The organism is Flagellimonas alvinocaridis (genome assembly GCF_004916895.1).
GTDB classification, from domain to species: domain Bacteria; phylum Bacteroidota; class Bacteroidia; order Flavobacteriales; family Flavobacteriaceae; genus Flagellimonas; species Flagellimonas alvinocaridis.
The window spans coordinates 30,630-48,256 of the sequence record NZ_SNTZ01000009.1 but is presented as its reverse complement, the minus strand read 5'-3'; the positions used below and the strand labels follow the sequence as shown (position 1 = coordinate 48,256).

At 41.8% G+C, this 17,627-nt stretch carries 15 protein-coding genes; 9 read left to right on the top strand and 6 right to left on the bottom strand.

Features of this window, described 5'->3' with window-relative positions; translation table 11 throughout:
• Positions 1-24: 24 nt before the first annotated feature.
• Positions 25-4,419 (bottom strand): translocation/assembly module TamB domain-containing protein, encoded by a 4,395-nt coding sequence (locus EZV76_RS13445; protein WP_201741871.1) that lies wholly within the window; start codon positions 4,417-4,419, stop codon positions 25-27.
• A gap of 128 nt (positions 4,420-4,547) precedes the next feature.
• On the opposite strand from EZV76_RS13445, the gene tsaD reads away from it, so the two are divergent.
• Genes tsaD through EZV76_RS13430 form a run of 3 tightly spaced genes read left to right on the top strand, consistent with a single transcriptional unit; the run spans position 4,548 to position 6,667 of the window.
• Positions 4,548-5,576 (top strand): tRNA (adenosine(37)-N6)-threonylcarbamoyltransferase complex transferase subunit TsaD, encoded by a 1,029-nt coding sequence (gene tsaD / locus EZV76_RS13440; protein ID WP_136567087.1) that lies wholly within the window; start codon positions 4,548-4,550, stop codon positions 5,574-5,576.
• Between the two features lie 56 nt (positions 5,577-5,632).
• Complete coding sequence (locus EZV76_RS13435) at positions 5,633-5,959, top strand: TfoX/Sxy family protein (RefSeq protein ID WP_136567086.1); 327 nt, start codon at positions 5,633-5,635, stop codon at positions 5,957-5,959.
• Positions 5,960-5,962: 3 nt separating this feature from the next.
• Positions 5,963-6,667: a 16S rRNA (uracil(1498)-N(3))-methyltransferase gene (locus tag EZV76_RS13430; RefSeq protein ID WP_136567085.1), complete on the top strand. Its 705-nt coding sequence runs from the start codon at positions 5,963-5,965 to the stop codon at positions 6,665-6,667.
• Here EZV76_RS13430 and EZV76_RS13425 read toward each other — a convergent pair.
• Complete coding sequence (locus EZV76_RS13425; RefSeq protein WP_161594421.1) at positions 6,664-7,341, bottom strand: DUF1223 domain-containing protein; 678 nt, start codon at positions 7,339-7,341, stop codon at positions 6,664-6,666. The genes EZV76_RS13430 and EZV76_RS13425 overlap by 4 nt on opposite strands.
• A 138-nt stretch (positions 7,342-7,479) precedes the next feature.
• On the opposite strand from EZV76_RS13425, the gene EZV76_RS13420 reads away from it, so the two are divergent.
• The 3 genes from EZV76_RS13420 to EZV76_RS13410 are packed head-to-tail and all read left to right on the top strand — an operon-like array spanning position 7,480 to position 10,420.
• Complete coding sequence (locus EZV76_RS13420) at positions 7,480-8,130, top strand: DUF4159 domain-containing protein (RefSeq protein ID WP_136567083.1); 651 nt, start codon at positions 7,480-7,482, stop codon at positions 8,128-8,130.
• Between the two features lie 3 nt (positions 8,131-8,133).
• Positions 8,134-9,234 carry an AI-2E family transporter gene (locus EZV76_RS13415; RefSeq protein ID WP_136567082.1) on the top strand — a complete coding sequence of 367 codons (1,101 nt, stop codon included), beginning with the start codon at positions 8,134-8,136 and terminating at the stop codon, positions 9,232-9,234.
• A 7-nt stretch (positions 9,235-9,241) separates the two neighbouring features.
• Positions 9,242-10,420 carry a class I SAM-dependent methyltransferase gene (locus EZV76_RS13410; RefSeq protein ID WP_136567081.1) on the top strand — a complete coding sequence of 393 codons (1,179 nt, stop codon included), beginning with the start codon at positions 9,242-9,244 and terminating at the stop codon, positions 10,418-10,420.
• Here the strand turns inward: EZV76_RS13410 and EZV76_RS13405 are convergent.
• From EZV76_RS13405 to EZV76_RS13390, 4 genes are all read right to left on the bottom strand, one after another.
• Positions 10,417-11,133 (bottom strand): M15 family metallopeptidase, encoded by a 717-nt coding sequence (locus EZV76_RS13405; protein ID WP_136567080.1) that lies wholly within the window; start codon positions 11,131-11,133, stop codon positions 10,417-10,419. The two genes, EZV76_RS13410 and EZV76_RS13405, sit on opposite strands and share 4 nt — an antisense overlap.
• Positions 11,134-11,138: 5 nt before the next feature.
• The gene (locus EZV76_RS13400) at positions 11,139-11,867 is read right to left on the bottom strand and encodes a carboxylesterase family protein (protein ID WP_136567079.1); all 729 of its coding nucleotides are present in this window, start codon (positions 11,865-11,867) and stop codon (positions 11,139-11,141) included.
• Between the two features lie 8 nt (positions 11,868-11,875).
• A complete protein-coding gene (locus EZV76_RS13395; RefSeq protein ID WP_136567078.1) occupies positions 11,876-12,397 on the bottom strand; it encodes a 5' nucleotidase, NT5C type in 522 nt (173 codons plus the stop codon).
• Between the two features lie 127 nt (positions 12,398-12,524).
• Positions 12,525-13,658 carry a formylglycine-generating enzyme family protein gene (locus EZV76_RS13390; RefSeq protein ID WP_136567077.1) on the bottom strand — a complete coding sequence of 378 codons (1,134 nt, stop codon included), beginning with the start codon at positions 13,656-13,658 and terminating at the stop codon, positions 12,525-12,527.
• A 163-nt stretch (positions 13,659-13,821) separates the two neighbouring features.
• On the opposite strand from EZV76_RS13390, the gene EZV76_RS13385 reads away from it, so the two are divergent.
• The 3 genes from EZV76_RS13385 to EZV76_RS13375 are packed head-to-tail and all read left to right on the top strand — an operon-like array spanning position 13,822 to position 17,623.
• Positions 13,822-14,700 carry an aminotransferase class IV gene (locus EZV76_RS13385; RefSeq protein ID WP_136567076.1) on the top strand — a complete coding sequence of 293 codons (879 nt, stop codon included), beginning with the start codon at positions 13,822-13,824 and terminating at the stop codon, positions 14,698-14,700.
• A gap of 2 nt (positions 14,701-14,702) precedes the next feature.
• Positions 14,703-16,319: an N-acyl-D-amino-acid deacylase family protein gene (locus EZV76_RS13380; protein WP_136567075.1), complete on the top strand. Its 1,617-nt coding sequence runs from the start codon at positions 14,703-14,705 to the stop codon at positions 16,317-16,319.
• Positions 16,320-16,324: 5 nt separating this feature from the next.
• Positions 16,325-17,623, top strand: coding sequence for a M20/M25/M40 family metallo-hydrolase (locus EZV76_RS13375; RefSeq protein WP_136567074.1), 1,299 nt, complete (start codon positions 16,325-16,327; stop codon positions 17,621-17,623).
• The last annotated feature ends 4 nt before the right edge of the window (positions 17,624-17,627 follow it).

The following is a 17,627-nucleotide window of genomic DNA, read 5'->3' as shown; positions in this document are numbered from 1 at the left end:
CGAATTGCGTGAAAAAATACAAGGCTATTTTCTGCCTTTTGAGGGAGAATCTTTCTTGGGTAAAAAGCGGATCAAACTATCTTGGCCCATGACTTCTTGAGTCTCTATTTGCCTTGGACGTTCCGGTTCTTTTTCTTTCTTTTTGAAGACTCTCTGCATCAACTCCTTAAAACTATTGAAATCTACTTGATACGATAGTCCCACACCTTGGGTGTATCCTTGCCTTTCGGCCAAAAATCTTTGTATCTGATTTTCCCGATTAAAAATCTTGGCACTCAAGGTCCCTTGCTCGTTCAAGAGTACCTGCACCTCCACATCTCCGGCAACAACGGTCTCTGAAACTCCACCAACGGGCACCCCTACTCTTCCGTTCACCAGAATTTTATCTGAAATCTGTGTGGAAACTGTAACCCCAATCCTGTTTTCGGTCCGAGTACTGGCCTCAGGGTCCAATAGACCTTGCTCGTAAGACACGCCCAAATTGAACTTGTCATTCTCTCCTCCCAAAATTTGATTCAACAGCCCTGAAGCAGTTTGGATCAGGTTCCCTGTCACGGCTTGTTGATTAATCCCTGATTGCGAATCCACAAAAGTACCTTGGGCCAAGAGAAAAAATGCATTTCGCTCCTTTACGGTTGGATCTTGCAGCCTATACTGTAGTTCAGACTGTACTACCGAGCTTGTGCCCGGAAAATCAATATCAAAATTAATGTTTGGACTTTCCAGCTCTCCATCCAAACGAACAATTACCTCTGTTGGGATCCTTCCTGAAAAACCTGAGTTATCCAAAAGCGGAGCGGGGTTGGCATTAAGGGAATAGACGGCTTCTAAGTTTAATTGTGCTGCCAAGGGGTCTCGCTCCCAAAGAATGGTCCCTCCCGGTCGTACCTTAAATTTTTTATCGATGACTCCTCCGTATTTAAAGTTATACTCTCCGGTTACCGCTACGAATTCCCCATACATGTTAAACTTTCCGTTGGTATTGATCTCTATCAACAAAATTCCTTCCCCCGTACCTTTTAATGAGCTTCCCGTGCCCCTGTCCACCACTATCTCTACCTCGGCTTCTGGTGTTACGGCCAAGTCAAAAGCCATTTCCAAACCTTGATATTCCTGTAGCACCCGCTCTTCTTCGAAAGAATTAGATCCTCCTTTTTCTATGAAATTGATAAACGAATAGTCTCCCACACTGGTTACATCGCTCAATGGAATCTTTAGGGACGTCCCTCTGGCTGTTGTGGCATCCACAGCAATGGTGAGGGCATCGGTTGAACCATAAATGCTTCCCGTGCCATTGATGAAACCTTGTCCGTAGTAGAGCGACTCCTCATCAAAATCAGTGTTCAGGATCATAAACCTGTTGTTCTTGGTGTCCACATCCAACCCAAGGTACCAATCCGAAAAACCGGTATGGCTAATGGTCCCATCCAGAGTTGCTTTGGTCCCCTCCGCCACATCGGAAAGTCCTACGTTTTCAAAATAAAAGGTCTGATCAAAAAGACGGACGCGGGAATAGGGTGCAAAATTGTAATCCACATTAAGGTATGGAATCCCAAGGCCCGCATTGACCAAGCTTAAAGATCCATTGATTGAAGGATTGTATAAATCGCCCGTAATCTTGGCACTACCGATTATACTCCCTCTTATGTTGGAAATAACCCCATCACCCAATGGGCTAAAGGGTTCTAAACTAAAATCGGTGAAATTGGCGGCAAGATCTAATTGCTGTTGATTGTTAATATTGGTCACCTTGCCATTGATGCTCATTTTCTCTTTGCCGTTATCGTTCAACCATGTGCTTACCCCAAACTGGGTAAGGTTATTGTTCCCAAAAATGCCTACTTCCAAATCTCCCAAACGGATATCGTTGACACTAAAATCTTTTATGTTAAGACTGGACGTTGGCAAATATTTACCGTCTTTCTGTAAAATATTGAGGAACCCATCCACTGCGCCATTTAACTTAAGACTATCAATAGCCGGTGTGATCTTGTTCAAGGATACGATCTTAAACTGAAGGTCAAGGTCTTTGTATGTGGAATCTGCAAGCTCACCACGCAGTCTGATCTGTTCTTGGCTGTTGTTGTCCATGACAACGTCCTCTATAATTATGCTGTCCAAGGTTTTGTTGATGATGACCTTGTTCTTGCTGTTACCGTCCTTGTTTAACACCCACTTATTTCCCTTAAAACTAATATCAGACTTTTTAAGTCCAATTACAGATCTGTTGTTTTCATTAAAGGTGTGATAGAAATTCAGATTATAGCTGTCATTGTACTCGCTGCCTCCTTTAAATTCGGTCCTAAAGAAAAGCGTATCCTTTAGTGTGGTGTTGATAAGGCTAAAGTCTTTGATATCATAATAAACCGTTGACATATCCTCTACAGAAACAAAGGTGTTGAAGAGCGGGTTTTTATTGTCCACCTTGAGTTCAACATTATCGAACTTATTTTCAAAGGCCTCTATGCTGGGCGATTTAAACGTGAGCTTAAAATCCCCTTCATCCGCAATGATGCTACCCCGCATGAAAGTATTGGGTCCAAAAACCAGATCGGGGAAGAAAACATCGATGATCTTATTGTAAATCTTAAAATTGAAGTCCAAATGCTGACCTTCGGAAATTTCAAAGGGTTTATAATTGGTATATATGCTTCCTACGGAGTTTTGAACCAATTGACCTACCTCATTGACCTTGAATTTCCCCTTAACGTAACCTGTAATGATGTCCGGTGAATTGATCTCTATGGTTCGGACCGTATCTCGATCAAACGATGAAAAGACGGCAAAATCCTCAAAATAATAGGTGGTATTTATATTTTGATAGGTGGTGTTGGAAAAACGCATTTGACCCACCATATCATCCAAGGTCCTTCCTTCAATATCCATATTCACATGACCTTTGAATATGGAAATGCTGTCATCAATAAAATTGAGTTCCTTAAGATCGGCGTAGTCCACGGCAGCAATAAAGTTGAATTTGTTCTCCGTACCGCCAAAATCAGCCAAACCTTTAAAATCGAATCGGAAATTTTCATCATTGCAAAGCAAAGTACCATCAAACAGTTGTTCCTTTAAAATCCCGGAAACCTTTATGTTGTTGTATTCGTAATTGTTGTACTCCAGTTTGTATACTTCGCCAATGACTTCCGTGTTCAAGTACTCGGCAATAAACCCATTTCCTTCAACATTTACATCCATTGATGTATGGCCGAGCTTATTATTGTCCACAAAATCACCCAAATCAAAATCTATGAGCGAAATAAACCCAATATAAGAAGCATTGTCTATGGTCTGGATGTTGGTCATTTGTAAATCCACATAACTGTCCCCAAGAGCCGTATTGAGATTTACCCTTGCATCCAAGGAAGTTTCGGTGACCTCTGCATCTCCACGAACCGTGAACTGCCCCAGTTTTTGTACCGAAGCTGGTATGTTCTTACCCAAAATATTAGGCAGGATGGCCCTTAGCTGATAATAGCTGGAAGTAAGATTGTCCAAATCGGCCTTCATAACAAATGGAGCCTCCTCACTAAAAATATTGCTGAACACAAAATCTCCATGAATACCTGTGTTCTCCATATGCACATACAGGTCATTCACCTCAAGTTGATTGAGTACCCCACCCATTTGCCCTGAAAATGTAACCACCCTGTCCTTACCAAATTCGTTGTAAAATGCATTGACATCATTGAGGGCCACACTGGATTCATCAAATTGGGCTTCAATGTTCACCTTATCCAAAAATTCGGAAAAGTCTTCCCTGTCATAATTAAAGACAAGATTTCCCTTGATCTCGGATTCCTCCGTATCGATAAGAAGGGAGTCAAACCGCATCTGCTCCTTGGTATAGGTGAAATCTGTTACGAGTTTCTTAAGTCTGATTCCTCTTTTTGCCAATGTGGACAAGTCCTCTATTCTAAGGGTTACCTTGGGGCCCAAAATCTGGAAATCGCGCACCAACACTTTCAACTCAGAAAAATTCAGGGTTTCTTCCGATTCAAGGTTCTCGTCAATCAATCGAAACCTACCGCTATTTATTTGGATTTCATCGGATGACATAAAAAAGGGCGGTGTTCCTGGCGGTCTAGGTTTACCATCGTCCAATTTCGCTACAAAAACATCTAGATTGGTATCCTTTTCCCCTTCATAGGTCTTTAGGTCAAAAATGATTCCATCCACTTCCATATCCCCAAACTCCAACGTACCATTAGCCATGTTGCGGATATTCAATATGGAGGTGCTCAACTTATGGATATAAGCCAAGGTGTCTTTTTTATAGTCTTCAATATAGATTCCCTTGATACCTGCGTTGAGCGTAAAAAGCGACAGGCTGACCCGATCAATCTGAATATTGGTCCCAAACTCCGTATTTATGGAATCTGTGGCATACTTTGCAATCTTTGTCTGCACCACGGGCATGGACAAAATAAGCGAGCCCAAGACCAATAAAAGCACCAAGGCCAACAGGGATCGTATTACTATTTTGCGAAGTTTTTTGATAGGGCTTTATGTTTTACCTTTGATGACCAATTTTTGTTCCAAAAACAGTGACAGACAAAAAAAATTATATCCTTGCCATAGAATCTTCATGTGACGACACTTCAGCTGCCGTTTTATGCAATACAAAGGTACTGAGCAATGTGGTGGCCACACAAGAAATACACAGGCAATATGGCGGCGTTGTCCCTGAGTTGGCATCACGGGCACATCAACAAAACATTGTTCCAGTGGTACATCAGGCCTTGGCCAAAGCAAATATCGATAAAAAACAACTATCTGCCATAGCATTTACACGAGGCCCTGGACTTATGGGTTCCCTGCTTGTGGGTACTTCTTTTGCCAAGTCTTTGGCATTGGGATTGAACATTCCCTTAATTGAAGTGAACCACATGGAAGCCCACATATTGGCACATTTTATTGAAGATGGAGATAAGACACCTCCCAAATTCCCGTTTTTGGGAATGACCATTAGTGGTGGGCATACACAAATTGTAAAAGTTTGTGACCATTTTGATATGGAAATTCTAGGTGAAACCTTGGATGATGCGGTGGGCGAAGCTTTTGATAAGAGTGCCAAACTTATGGGCTTACCGTATCCTGGAGGCCCGTTGGTAGATAAGTACTCCAAGTTAGGCAATCCAAATGCCTTTGAATTCCCGAAACCCAAGGTGGATGGACTCAATTTCAGTTTTAGTGGCTTAAAGACCAGTATTCTTTATTTTCTTCAACGGGAGACACAAAAAAATCCAGCCTTTGTGGAAGAGAACATCAATGATATCTGCGCCTCAGTACAGTATACTATTTTAGAAATTTTAATGGACAAATTGACCCTGGCGGTTGAACAGACCGGAATCCAAGAAATTGCCATTGGGGGTGGCGTAGCGGCAAATTCCGGAATACGTGCTCGACTCAAGGAAGCTGAAGAAAAAATGGGATGGAAAACCTACATCCCAAAGTTTGAATATTGCACAGACAATGCCGCCATGATCGGTATTGTGGGGTACCTGAAGTTTTTAAAAGGGGATTTCACAAACCAAAGTGTGGCCGCCAAGGCCCGGTATGCAATTGGGAGCTAAGCCCTCCCTAGATTCACGGATTATTCGGATATTTGGGAAAAGTATAACCCCGACACATGGCCTATAACGAAGAAACAGCACGTAGGATACAACACCTTTTGGAGCTATTTCCAGAAGATTTTACCGAAAAGAAAATGTTCGGCGGGATTGCCTTTCTTTACCTCGGAAAAATGACTGTCGGTGTTGTAAAAGATGAATTAATGGTACGGGTAATCGGAGAGAAAATGGAACACGTGCTTTCCCAAAATTTTGTACGTCCCATGGATTTTACCGGGAAACCCATGAAAGAATTTGTTTTTGTCTCTTCGAACGGCTTTGCAACTGAGGAACAAATGCACCAATGGATAGAACTAGGTCTGGAACACGCCAAAAGCAAGCTATAGCCTATGCAACTTTTTTACAATCCTTCATTGGACAATAGTGCCACTCAATTCACTTTCCCTTCGGATGAAAGCAAACACATTGTAAAAGTCCTACGGAAAAAGGAAGGGGATATTCTCCATATCACCAATGGAAAAGGATACCGGTTTGAGGCCAAAATTATCAGTGCTGACCAGAAAAGATGCAAGGCTTCGATCATATCCAGTCATAAATCCATTCCCAAAAGATACACGCTGCATTTGGTCGTAGCACCCACAAAAATGAACGATCGTTATGAATGGTTTTTAGAGAAAGCCACTGAAATTGGTGTTGATGAAATCACTCCTGTCATTTGTGATCATTCAGAACGAAAAGTGGTCAAGCTGGACCGTATGGAACGGGTATTGCAATCTGCAATGAAGCAATCCTTACAGACCGTTTTACCAAAATTGAATCCAGCTATATCCCTTAAAACGTTTTTGGAACAAGAACAAACCGGGCTCAAGTTCATTGCGCATTGTGATGATGGTGAAAAAATGGAGCTCAAACGAAAGGTTATCGCCGACATGGACGCTACCATTCTTATTGGCCCGGAAGGAGACTTTTCCAAAGAAGAAATTGATTTGGCCCGCAAAAAGGGGTATAGACCAATCTCACTGGGAAACAATCGGTTACGTACAGAGACCGCAGCCATTGTGGCCTGCACCACGGTTTCAATTATAAATAGTTAGTGATGGATAGGTGCCTTAGCGGCTCCAGTGACCTCTAAATTCTCTGCTTCCACCAATACAACCAGTGTAAGATTGTCTGTTTTTGAAACCACATTGGGAATGGTAATGGAATCGGCCCCAGAAGACGCTTCCAAGTCCAAGTATTTTTCATGGACCACAATATTACTGTTGCGTAAGGTCCTATTCCGGTTTTCACCACGTTTCACCTCGGTAATACGTTCATCAATTACCAAAACAACACGCAACAATTTGTGATCTAAACTCCCCGTAACAGAATAATCAAACAAAATCTTGTTTGCTTCTGATGCAATCTTTCCGATTTGGACCCCATTTTGTGCTTTACCTTTCAAATGGGCATTGATTTCAGTATACAGTTTTGTTTCGTTCGAACCTACAAAATGGATAACTCCATTAAGTACCATTTCGGGTGTATAATTGCCATCATAACCAAATTTACTATTGTATTCCCGTTGTTTTTTGGCGTGGCCCGACTTGGCAAATGGATCTTTCCAACCAATGTAATCCCAATAATCCACATGATATGATAATGCAAAAACCTCATCTGGAAACTCCAATTTTACTTTATCCAAAAGCGCATCGGCAGGCGGACAGCTAGAACAACCCTGGGATGTAAAAAGTTCCAAAACCACGACTGGGGTATCTATAAATTCCATAGGCGGTGGATTAGAAACCTTTTTTGTCCTTGCCGTATATAGTGCCATTAAAGACATTCCAAAACACGCAAATGAAACAATTATCACCTTTTTAATCATGAATACCGTACTTTTGAGTAGTTGGTTAATCGCAAACTCATGGGACAACTTACCAAACTAGGTTGTATTTTAACTTTTTTTGTGATGGGCACTGTGGGTGCCCAAGAAATGGCAATCCTTAAATATGGAGGTGGTGGAGATTGGTATTCCAATCCTACTGCACTTCCCAATCTTATTGCGTTTTGTAACAATGCCATCGACACCAAAATCAATCCACAGCCCGAAACCGTAGAAGCAGGAAGTGTTACGCTCTTTAAATATCCTTTTCTTCATATGACCGGACACGGCAATGTCTTTTTTACTGATGAGGAAGCACAAAATCTTAGGGCCTATCTCCTATCCGGCGGCTTTTTACACATTGATGACAATTACGGAATGGAACCCTATCTAAAAAGGGAATTGCTTAAAGTGTTTCCCGATAAGCAATTGGAAGAATTAGGTGCAGACCATCCTATTTTTGACCAAAAATTTAAATTTCCGAATGGGTTACCCAAAATACATGAACACGACGGAAAGCGACCCCAAGCCTTTGGGATTTTTGACAAGGGGAGACTAGTGTTGCTTTTTACTTTTGAAAGCGACTTGGGTGATGGCTGGGAAGACCCGTCGGTTCACAACGACCCTGAAGAAGTGCGGTTGAAAGCCTTGCAAATGGGCTCCAACATCGTTGAATACGCCTTTAAAAGCTAATCTATGACTTCAAAAACCATAGCCAATGGAATCCTAAGGGCCGTTGCCGTAATTGCAGGAGTGCTTCTTTTGGGCTATTTCCTGTACAAGATACAATCCGTTATCACCTATCTGGCCATTGCGTCCGTAATTGCATTGTTGGGCAGGCCTGTTGTTCTTTTCTTGCGAAGAAAACTAAAGTTTCCCAACACGCTTGCTGTAATAGCCACCATGGTATTTATGCTGGCTATTTTTATGGGCATATTGGCACTTTTTGTGCCCTTGATCTCGGAACAGAGTAAAAACCTCTCCTTATTGGACATTGACGCTTTAAAGGAGGACATCAACAAATTGTATTTTCAGATTTTGGAATATTTTGGAGCCACCACAGGAAATGTCGAGCGCTTGGTGGAGGAGTCCCATCTGGAAGAAAGTTTTCTAAAAGGTCTAGACTTGGGGTTCATCCCCAACTTTCTCAATTCATTTGTGAATGTCCTGAGTAATTTTAGCATTGGATTGTTTTCCGTTCTCTTTATCTCATTTTTCTTTTTAAAGGACAGTAAATTATTCCAAAATGGGATGCTCACTTTTGTGCCCGATGACAAGGAAAACAATTTGGTGAAATCCATCGATAAGATCAATGGATTGCTCTCAAGATATTTTGCAGGTATCCTTCTTCAGCTGTTTATTCTTTTTGTGATTTATACCATTGCATTGTTGATTGTTGGGGTGGAAAACGCTATAGTCATTGCTTTCCTCTGTGCCCTTTTCAATATCATCCCTTATGTTGGTCCCATCATAGGTGGGGTCATCATGGTGACCCTTACCATGACCAGTTTTTTGGGTGCAGATTTCAGCACAGTTATCTTGCCCAAGGCCATGTACGTTTTAATTGGTTTGGCCATTGGTCAACTGGTTGATAATTTCTTTTCTCAGCCCTTTATTTTTTCTACAAGTGTAAAATCACACCCGTTGGAAATATTCTTGGTGATCATTATTGCCGGACTTCTTTTTGGAGTGGTGGGTATGGTGGTAGCCGTCCCCGGATATACCGCAATCAAGGTGATTTTAAAGGAATTTTTAGCTGAATATTCCTTTGTAAAAAAGTTGACTAAAAATTTATAGTATCAGTTTGAATAAATTGATATTAAATACTGGTGTTCAATCTTTTATAGAAGAAAATTGGAATGCTGACATGATGTCAGTATTGCTCCAAAAACCCTTTTTTGATGGGGTATCCCAAAAAGAACTGGTTGAGCAACTCGAAGCCAAGAAAAAATGCAAGGATAAACTTCCAACTTGGTTCTCTACCCCTAACATATTTTACCCCAACAAACTCAATATTGAACAAACAAGTTCAGAACAAACAGCAGGTTATAAATCAAGTTTAGTGGAAGGAAAAAACCTGTTGGACCTTACTGGCGGATTTGGTGTGGACACCTACTTTTTTTCAAAAAAAATAGACGTGCTTTTTCATTGTGAAATCAACAAACAACTCAGTGAAATTGCTCAATATAATTTTAAGGTTTTAGGTCAAAGCAACATCAATTGCATATCTGAAGATGGTATTCATTATATACTAAACCATCCTAAAAAATATGATTGGATTTATATAGATCCGTCTAGACGAAATGAACATATTGGAAAGGTTTTTCTGTTGAAGGATTGCCTACCCAACATACCCGAACATCTTCCCCTTTTATTTGATCACACCAAAAATATCTTGATCAAAGTTTCGCCGATTTTGGATCTTGGCCAAGGCTTGGAGGAACTCAGTTTTGTGAAGGAAATCCATGTGGTTGCTGTTAACAACGAAGTAAAGGAATTGCTTTATGTACTGGAAAAGGATTACACTAAAAGTGTAACCATTAAAACCATAAATCTAACGCGGGATGATGAAATGCATTTTGATTTTGGGCACGAGAGTGAAAAATCATGTACCGCTGAGTTTAGCAATCCCCTTACCTTTTTATATGAACCCAATGCGGCCATTTTAAAGTCTGGAGGATTCAAGGTCGTGGGACACCATTATCAAGTAAAAAAGCTCCATACACACTCCCATTTGTACACTTCGGAAAACCTTGTGGAATTTCCTGGCAGGAGATTTGTCATTAAGGAGGTTCTGCCTTACTCCAAAAAAACCATGAAAAGAATGGCGCAGACCAAGGCCAATATCACAACCCGAAACTTTCCCTTATCGGTTGCGGAGCTACGAAAAAAACATAAGATCAAGGATGGTGGGGAAACCTATCTATTCTTTAGCACAGACCTTACCAATTCATTGGTCTGCATTGTTTGCAGAAAAGTTTAATCGTTACACTCCCATTTAAAATTGGCCACCTTATCATTGGATCCCGCTGAAAGATTATAATGCCACCATTCGGTCCTGATTGACCAAAACCCGTGTGCTTCCATGGTTTCCTTTAACAACTTCCGATTTCTTAAAACTTGTTCGGGCAAATCCATGTGATCATGGTGGGCTTTTTTTCCAAAAAAATCGAAGTCGGTTCCCATTTCCAATTCATTTCCCTCCAAATCTTCCAAGGTAATGTCCACCGCACCTCCTTTATTGTGAATGGAGCCTTTTTCAGGGTTGGCAACATATTGTGGGTTAGGAAAAATTTCCCACATCTTGTACTGTACCGAATTGGGGCGATAACAGTCAAAAAACTTAATCCTTAACCCTTTTTTCATTAAATCTGCATTTGCCTTGATCAAAGCCTTGGCAGTTTTTACCCGGGTATAACATTCGGCACAGTCGTACACTTTTGTCTTGAGAAAATTGTTTTCAGTGGCATACCTCATATCATAGGCGAAATCATTGCTGAAATCAGCCAGGCGTACAAAGGTAGTATCGGCCAACCCTTCAAAAGTTTTTAGCTTTATTTCAGTTTCTTGGGGAACAATTGAGTCTTTCAGCACTACGGTCTTTACTTCAATTGCTTCTTCTACTTTGGTTTCTTCAGGCTTTTCTTTACAACTGGCAAGAATACATAATCCCAGAAAAAGTACACCATATCTCATAAAAATCAGTTTATACGTTTTTGTTCCGCAAACCAAGTATACAACGAATCTGTGGTATAAGCCCTGTCCCATGCATTATGTCCCACTCCTTTGTATCTCGTATATCGAACATCGTAATTCATTTCTTTAAGTTTTTCCACCATGGCATCAGACTCTTCAACATTTATATTATCGTCCTCATCTCCGTGGAACACCCATATGGGCATTTTTTGATCTATCCAATGGGCATAAGGCAAAGGTGCCATACCGCAGACCACTGCCATGGCAGCGAACCTGTTAGGGTATTGGGTGGCCAACTGCCATGCCGCACTTCCTCCCCTGCTAAGTCCAGTAAGGTATATCCTATTCTTATCGACCCGATTCTCCGCTGTTACAGAATCCAAAAGCTGCATAACCGCCTGAATATTCCACCATTTCTTTTCATGGGGATTGTGCGGTGCCAAAACCAGAAAAGGAAACTGCTTGCCTTCCTGTAAAAGTTTAGGGGGATTGTATTTCTTGACCTCCTCAAAGGGTAATCCAGACTCCCCTCCTCCATGCAAAAACAGCAACAATCCAAATCTTTCGGTATCACTGGAAAAGTAATTCTCTGGATAGTACAAATAATATTGCAACTGCTCTTTGGTTACGGTTTGCAGTTCACCTTCAACCAAATGGGATTGCGCCGCACAGCTTTGCATCAGTAAAAAAACTCCTGCCGAGAGTGTCCAAAAAAAGACTTGAGGCCAACGCATGCCCAAATTTACAAAAGTTTGTCTGCGATTTCCCTCCAATTATCCACACGTTCAAACTCAGTGACATCGATGTTATGTGGTGAAGTGAACATAATCTTTCTTCCCTCAAATGGTTTAAGATTACGATAATGGTCATCTATGAGCAAATCACCTTTCAATATAAATTTATCGCCACAAAGAATTCTTTTCTGCCAAGGAATAAATGGAAAATGCTCATCCAACCAATCCGATTTATCCCGCAACGAATTAGGGTATTCCATAGCAGCCGAGGCGATATATACTTCATGATCCTTGCACAACTCCCGCAAAACTTCTTGGCTATCTGGAAATACTTTTAGGTTTCTAAAAAAACCATTACGACTTGTATACTCCTTCACCAAAGGTCTGTGTTGTTCAGGCACACATTGCCTAACCCCTTTGCCCTGGCAATCCTCGGGTTTTAATTGAGCATTAAACTCCATGTTATACAATTCTAAATGAGCTCCGTAGGTATCTGCGATAACCTCATCCATATCCACAAAAATGGTCATAATTCTTTTTTTTTGATGAAGTACGGCAAAAACCAAAACAAACCAAAGAAATTTACAGAATGATAAACAAAGTCTTCCTTTTTGTTCCACTCTGCACAAAAACAGGATGAAATCACATCACTGAAAATTATTTTTTGATCATATCCGTATCTAGAACGGTCCTAAATCCCAAATGTTCCAACGAGGAATCCAGACTAGTAGCCATTCTTGCCGAAATCCGATAACTAGCACAATAGGAAGCACTACATAGGAAAGATCCTCCTTTCATTATCTTTTCTTGGGCATATGGATTGGTGGCATTGTAGGGTCTTGATGCACCTTGAGGGTTGTATTCCACTCCTGACTTAGCTTTTACTTCTGCATAGTATTTCGTGTTATACCAATCGCTGGTCCATTCCCAAACATTGCCGGCCATGTCGTATAGACCAAAGCCGTTTTTTGGGAAAGACATCACCGGGGCACGTTCCTCGTAGCCATCGGAAAGGGTGTTCTCAACCGGAAATTCCCCTTCCCATGTGTTCGCATGTGAACTAAGTTGTTCCAAATCGTTCCCCCAGAAAAAAATGGCATCTTGCTTACCGCCATGGGCAGCATACTCCCACTCCGCTTCGGTGGGTAATCGCCGGCCTGCCCAATCACAATAGGCAACTGCATCTTCATAGGCTATATGTACCACGGGGTGGTTTTCTTTTCCTTCAATGGTACTTTTAGGTCCTTTGGGATGTTTCCAGTTGGTTCCGATACCCCACTGCCACCATTGGGAGTAATCGTAAAGGTTGGGCACACTGGACTTTGTTTTTTTGAAGAGCAGCGAACCCGGCTGCAAAATGGAATCATGGGGCTTGGGCGTTCCTTCGGGAAGTTGTTTCTTCATTTCCTCCCACTCAATTTCCCGTTCTGCCACGGTTACATATCCGGTTTCCTCCACAAATGCGGCAAATTGTGTATTGGTTACCTCATGTTCATCCATGTAGAACCCATTGACCAAAACTTCATGGGCCGGTTTTTCATGGGGCATGGCCATTTTATCTGATTCTTTGGCTCCTTGCACAAATTTCCCACCTGGAATCCAAACCATCCCGGTTGGCGTTTCAATAGGAGGAACAGTAATAACTATAGGGGCATTTTGGGTATTATCGACCTTTGGTTGCGTTCTTTCCTTTTGTTCTTTGTCCTTCTGCCCACAACCCACTAAAACCAATACAATGGCCAATACTGCTAAATGACCCACTCCGTTCTTACCACTAAAGAATTTCTCCATACTACTTACACTTCTTAATCCAATTTTTATAGTGCTACCTTGAAGATTGCAAGATATCAAATCTAATATTTACCAATTCCAATACCCGCATGAAATCCAGTTTTTATTTAGAAAAATATCCGTTACCTTCACATGGCATTCTAGTTAATGTCAACCACCAACTATGCTCCCAAAAGGTAATTTTCCAGAAAAAGTTTTTCTGAACGGAACCATCTATTCAAGTAACGATGCCCATATTTCGGTATTTGACCGGGGATTTCTTTTTGGCGATGGTATCTACGAAGTCATGGTACAATTGGGCAATGGCATTTTTTATAAGAAAGCACATTTAGACCGATTACAGGAAAACCTAGACAAAATCAACATCCCATATGATGTTTCCCATTTAGAGGCCCAAATAAATCCTTTACTTGATTCTTACAATCTTGGCGACAAGACCTGCCTTATCTATATGCAAGTAACCCGTGGTGTGGCACCCAGAAAGCATGCTTACCCAAAGGATGTACCTGCCACAGTTATGATGTACGCACTACCCTTTTCCCTTCCGCACATCAATACTAAAAACATGCAGGTTATTTTGCAACCTGATTTTCGTTGGCACAGGTGCGATATCAAGTCCATTTCCCTATTGGGCAATATCATGACAAATGAAGCTGCCATGACCCAAAATGCGGATGAAGCCGTATTGGTCAGGGATGGCATAATTACAGAGGGCTCCCATACCAACATCTTTTTTATAAAAGATGAAAAAGTATATACGCATCCGGCCAATGAACATATTTTAGACGGCATCACCCGAAAAATTGTATTGGAACTGTGCCGGGATTTGGAGATTACCGTGATGGAAAAGGCTATTCCAGCCGATAAAATTTCCTCTATGGATGAGGCATTCTTGACCGGGACCACAACCCAAATTGCTTCAATCTCTAAATTAGGTGAGCATGTGTTCCATACTTCTGGTGCTATTGGACCAATTACCTTAAAACTACAGGAAGCCTTTGCCAAATTAAAGGGACTGGATTCCTCCACACTCATATTATAACCATGAATAACCTTAAAAAAACCAATACTCACCCCTTTCAAACCATTTTCAAGAAAGTAGGTGTGGGATTATGCTTCCTATTCTTTTTATCCTGCTCAAATACAGACACCTATGATTTGGTGATTTTGAATGGAACTCTGTATAATGGCTCAGGGGAAGTGCCGAGTACAGCTGATATTGCCATTAAAGATTCGATTATCGTGGCCATCGGCCATTTAAAAAATGTCAACGCTATCCGAACCATAGATGCACAGGGACTGGCCGTTTCCCCTGGTTTCATTGATATGCATGCCCATCTGGAACCAATTATGGAACTATCTTCCTGCGAAAGTTTAATAAGGCAAGGAGTTACCACTGCCTTGGGTGGACCAGATGGAGGTTCCCCATGGCCATTAGGGTCATATATGGACAGTTTGGAAAATAAAGGTGTTGGCATGAACGTAGCCTATTTGATAGGTCACAATACCATCCGAAAAAACATTATGGGATTGGAGAATAGAGCCCCAACCCAAATGGAACAACAGGCCATGGAAGCACAAGTGGATAGTGCCATGCAAGCTGGAGCCTATGGGATTTCAACAGGACTCAAATACCTGCCTGGCACCTTTTCCAATGTAGATGAAGTCATTGCCTTGTCCAAAATAGCTTCAAAATATGGAGGCATCTATACTTCACATCTTCGCGAAGAAGGATTGGGTCTTTTTGATGCGGTTGCCGAAGCCATACAAATTTCCGAAAAGGCAAACATTCCCGTGGTGCTTACCCATCACAAGGCCATTGGAAAACCCATGTGGGGAAAAAGTGTCCGTACCTTGGCCATGGTAGATTCTGCAAGGGCAAAGGGATTGGACATTAAAATGGACCAATACCCCTATGCCGCCAGCTATACAGGTATTTCGGTTCTTATTCCCAGTTGGTCCATGGCAGGTGGTCTTGATGCCTTTACGGAGAGAGCAGCAAATCCAATACTTAGGGACAGTATTAGAAATGGTATTGTGTTCAATATTCTCAATGATCGTGGAGGTTCGGATTTGGACCGGATTCAATTCGCAAAAGTGGAATGGCAACCAGAACTGGAAGGAAAAACATTAAAATACTGGGCTGAACAACAGGGAATGGAGCCATCCGTTGAAAATGGTGCAGAACTGGTTATTGAAGCCCAACTCAAGGGTGGGGCTTCCTGTGTTTTTCATGCCATGGCCGAAGAAGATGTAATTCGGATCATGCAACACCCTCAGACCATGATTGGTTCGGATGGTCGGCTGGTAGAACCGGGCATGGGACATCCACACCCTAGGTGGTATGGCACCTTTCCCCGTGTAATTGGCCATTATGCCCGGGAAAAAGCTGTTTTGGAACTATCGGAAGCTATCCGAAAAATGACTCTTTCCCCCGCCCAAAGTCTCCATCTAACAGACAGAGGACAACTTAAAGAAGGTTTGAAAGCCGATATTGTAATCTTTGACCCCAAAACTATTATAGACAAAGCCACCTTTGAGAAACCCCATCAATATCCAGAGGGTATTCCCTTTGTTATAGTAAATGGCAATTTGGCTGTAGATAACGGTGAGTTCATAGATATCCGATCCGGTAAAGTATTACGAAAAACAACAGAATAGAACGTATGAAATCATTTGTAAAAGTTTCCATGGTGGCCATTGCCCTTATGTCAACCTGTATTTCAGCACAGGAAAACATCAATATCGAAAAGAAGTACACTAAAGAAATTGCCAAACTGGTCAAGTCTAAAAAGGTCGAGGCCGCCTTCGGTCATATTGATCAACAGGAAGAACAGACCATGAAAGACCTTGTTACCCTTACCGAAATCTTGGCACCTCCCTTCAAAGAAGAGAAACGGGGCAAAGCCTTTGCCCAAATGCTCATTGCAGCAGGTGTGGATAGTCTATGGACAGACAAGGTGGGTAATGTAATCGGGTTGCGAAAAGGAACTTCAGGAGAATCGGGTTTTGTTGGGATAGATGCCCATTTGGATGTTGTTTTTCCTGAAGGCACCAATGTAAGTGTAACCAAAGTTGGTGATACGCTAAAAGCTCCGGGCATTGGAGATGATACCCGTGGTCTTACTATGCTTATCAGTATGTTGAAAGCCATGAACAAATCCGGAATCCAGACCCAAAAAGACCTGCTCATTGTAGGAACCGTTGGTGAAGAAGGCTTGGGAGACCTTCGGGGTATGAAATATCTGTTCAACGAATCTGGATTACCCATAGACTCTTGGATAGCTATTGATGGTGGTGATATAGGCCGAATAAGCAACGCTGGACTAGGGTCTAAACGATACAAGGTTATCGTACGTGGTAAAGGCGGTCATTCGTGGGGTCATTTTGGCTTGGCCAATCCGCACCATGCCCTTGGTAAAGTTATATCACTTTTTTCATCGGATGCATGGACCTATACCTCTGGAAACATTCCCAAAACCAGTTTTAATGTAGGTAGAATTGGTGGAGGAACTTCGGTCAATTCAATTCCTTTTGAATCTTGGATGGAAGTTGATATGCGTGCCTTGCATCCCAATAATTTGGACGAAATTGAAAAACTCTTCAAACTGTCTGTGGATAAAGCTATTTCGGAATATAATTCAAGTGGTATAACAGACGAGGTCACCTATGAATTGATTCAAATTGGAGATCGTCCTTCTGGCGAACTTTCTCCCTCTCTACCCTTGATTCAAAAAACGATGGCTGCTACGGAGCATTTTGGCGTAGAACCTAAATTGGGGCGTGGTTCAACCAATATCAACATTCCCGTATCAAAAGGAATCCCTTCCGTTTGTATTGGCCGGGGGGGAAAAGGTGGTGGTGCACACTCCCTTCACGAATGGTATTTAAATGATGAAACAGGACCAGCATCCATTAAACTGGCACTATTGATCACTTTGGCCGAAGCGGGATTCAATAAGTAATATT

Excerpts from the sequence above, each read along its gene's own strand:
- EZV76_RS13430 (WP_136567085.1), top strand. The coding sequence starts at position 5,963 with ATGCAACTTTTTTACAATCCTTCATTGGACAATAGTGCCACTCAATTC.
- EZV76_RS13405 (WP_136567080.1), bottom strand. The coding sequence starts at position 11,133 with ATGAGATATGGTGTACTTTTTCTGGGATTATGTATTCTTGCCAGTTGT.
- EZV76_RS13445 (WP_201741871.1), bottom strand. The coding sequence starts at position 4,419 with ATGCCCGTGGTGCAGACAAAGATTGCAAAGTATGCCACAGATTCCATA.
- EZV76_RS13425 (WP_161594421.1), bottom strand. The coding sequence starts at position 7,341 with ATGGAATTTATAGATACCCCAGTCGTGGTTTTGGAACTTTTTACATCC.
- EZV76_RS13435 (WP_136567086.1), top strand. The coding sequence starts at position 5,633 with ATGGCCTATAACGAAGAAACAGCACGTAGGATACAACACCTTTTGGAG.
- EZV76_RS13385 (WP_136567076.1), top strand. The coding sequence starts at position 13,822 with ATGCTCCCAAAAGGTAATTTTCCAGAAAAAGTTTTTCTGAACGGAACC.
- EZV76_RS13395 (WP_136567078.1), bottom strand. The coding sequence starts at position 12,397 with ATGACCATTTTTGTGGATATGGATGAGGTTATCGCAGATACCTACGGA.
- EZV76_RS13400 (WP_136567079.1), bottom strand. The coding sequence starts at position 11,867 with ATGCGTTGGCCTCAAGTCTTTTTTTGGACACTCTCGGCAGGAGTTTTT.
- EZV76_RS13375 (WP_136567074.1), top strand. The coding sequence starts at position 16,325 with ATGAAATCATTTGTAAAAGTTTCCATGGTGGCCATTGCCCTTATGTCA.
- EZV76_RS13420 (WP_136567083.1), top strand. The coding sequence starts at position 7,480 with ATGGGACAACTTACCAAACTAGGTTGTATTTTAACTTTTTTTGTGATG.
- EZV76_RS13415 (WP_136567082.1), top strand. The coding sequence starts at position 8,134 with ATGACTTCAAAAACCATAGCCAATGGAATCCTAAGGGCCGTTGCCGTA.
- EZV76_RS13380 (WP_136567075.1), top strand. The coding sequence starts at position 14,703 with ATGAATAACCTTAAAAAAACCAATACTCACCCCTTTCAAACCATTTTC.
- EZV76_RS13390 (WP_136567077.1), bottom strand. The coding sequence starts at position 13,658 with ATGGAGAAATTCTTTAGTGGTAAGAACGGAGTGGGTCATTTAGCAGTA.